The following is a 2095-nucleotide window of genomic DNA, read 5'->3' as shown; positions in this document are numbered from 1 at the left end:
CGGGGTGCGGGGTGCGGGGTGTGGGGGGCTGTGGGGCGGGGCGGGAGCTGGGTGGTGTGTGCGTGTGTCGCGTGGTGCGTGCTGGGTGGCGGGTGGCGTGGCGCTGGGTGGCGAATGCCGGGTGGCAGACGGCGGCGGGAATGCTGCGGGAATGCCGCGGGCGCGTACGACGTTCTGGGGGACGGACATCGAGGAGGAGCGGACACTGTGTTGGATCCCCAGGGTTTGTACGAATGGGAGCCGAGCGGGCTCGCAGCGGTAGAGGCGATCACCGCGCGGGACTCCGCGGGGTTGGTGCTGCTGTACCACTTCGACGGCTACATCGATGCCGGTGAGACCGGCGACCAGATCGTGGAGCGGCTGCTGGGCAGCCTCACCCACCGGGTCGTCGCCCGCTTCGACCACGACCGGCTCGTCGACTACCGCGCCCGCAGGCCGCTGCTCACCTTCGAGCGCCACCGCTGGACCGCGTACGAGACCCCGAGCATCGAACTGAAGCTCGTCGAGGACGCCACCGGCGCGCCGTTCCTGTTGCTGTCCGGCCCGGAGCCGGACGTGGAGTGGGAGCGCTTCGCCGCCGCGGTCCGGCAGATGGTGGAGCGGCTCGGCGTACGGCTGGCGGTCAACTTCCACGGCATCCCGATGGGCGTCCCCCACACCCGCCCCGTAGGCATCACGCCGCACGGCAACCGCACCGACCTGATGCCCGGCCACGGCAGCTTCTTCGACGAGGCCCAGGTGCCGGGCAGCGCCGAGTCACTGATCGAGTTCCGGCTCGCGGAGGCCGGACACGACGTGCTGGGCGTGGCCGCGCACGTGCCGCACTACGTGGCCCGGTCCCCGTACCCGGACGCGGCGCTGACGGCGCTGGAAGCGGTGACGGCCGCCACCGGGCTGGTGCTGCCGACCGCGGCGCACTCGCTGCGTACGGAGGCGCTGCGCACCCAGGAGGAGATCGAGCGGCAGATCTCCGAAGGGGACGAGGAACTGGTCGCCCTGGTCAGCGGCCTTGAGCACCAGTACGACGCCGTGGCGGGCGCGGAGAGCCGGGGCAACCTGGTCGCCGAGCCGATGGAACTGCCGTCCGCGGACGAGATCGGCAGGGAGCTGGAGCGCTTCCTGGCAGAGCGCGAGGGCGAAGGCGGCGGAGCCTGAGGCCGCTAGCTGTTCCTGGGGCACAGCCGTCGCCATGGCCGGGGGAGGACCGGTCCGTATAGCGTGGGCCCCATGGTGAAGGTGGGGCTTACGGGCGGTATCGGCGCAGGCAAGAGCGAGGTGTCGCGGCTACTCGCGTCGTACGGAGCGGTGATCGTGGACGCCGACAAGATCGCACGCGAGGTGGTCGAGCCGGGCACGCCCGGTCTCGCCGCCGTGACCGAGGAGTTCGGCGCGGACGTACTGTCCCCGGACGGCACACTCGACCGGCCCAAGCTGGGCGCGATCGTCTTCAACGACCCGGAGAAACTCCAGGCGCTGAACGCGATCGTGCACCCACTGGTGGGCGCGCGATCGGCCGAACTGGAAGCGGCAGCCGGCCCGGACACAGTGGTCGTGCACGACGTACCCCTGCTCACCGAAAACGGCCTCGCCCCTCTGTACGACCTGGTCATCGTGGTCGACGCCACGCCGCACACCCAGCTCGACCGGCTCGTACGGCTACGCGGCATGACCGAACGCGAGGCGAAGTCCCGCATGGCGGCCCAGGCAACGCGCGAGAACCGCCTCGCCATCGCGGACCTCGTCATCGACAACGACGGCCCGCTAGAGGCACTGGAGCCCCAGGTACGCCAGGCATGGGAGCACCTGCGGGACCGGCAGAGCTGAACGAAGGGTGCGCGTCACGGCCCGCCACGTACGCGACTCCAAGCCGCGAGCCGCGGGCGGGGGGCAGACGGAAGACGGCGGGCGGGGGAGGTGCTGAGAAGACAGCGGAGCCCGCTGTGCCCAGACCTCAGAGGCAGCCCCGGCTACGGGGCAAACCGATCCCGAGACCGAAGGTCCGGCGTCGGAGCATGAGCCGGGCATCGACGCTCCGGTAACCCTCGCCACCAACAACCAACCTGATCTTGCCCCACCTCTTCCCTCTCCCCCCCCC

Annotated in this window: 2 protein-coding genes; both read left to right on the top strand. The window is 71.2% G+C overall.

Translation table 11 applies throughout. The features are described from left to right. The first annotated feature begins 207 nt into the window (after window positions 1-207). Window positions 208-1155: a proteasome assembly chaperone family protein gene (locus A6A06_RS07280; protein ID WP_073760231.1), complete on the top strand. Its 948-nt coding sequence runs from the start codon at window positions 208-210 to the stop codon at window positions 1153-1155. Window positions 1156-1227: 72 nt separating this feature from the next. Then, the gene (gene coaE, locus A6A06_RS07275) at window positions 1228-1824 is read left to right on the top strand and encodes a dephospho-CoA kinase (protein ID WP_073760229.1); all 597 of its coding nucleotides are present in this window, start codon (window positions 1228-1230) and stop codon (window positions 1822-1824) included. Window positions 1825-2095: the final 271 nt, after the last annotated feature.

It is taken from the genome of Streptomyces sp. CB02923, from assembly GCF_001905005.1.
In the GTDB taxonomy this organism is placed as follows: Bacteria; Actinomycetota; Actinomycetes; order Streptomycetales; family Streptomycetaceae; genus Streptomyces.
This window is presented reverse-complemented; position numbering and strand designations above follow the sequence as displayed.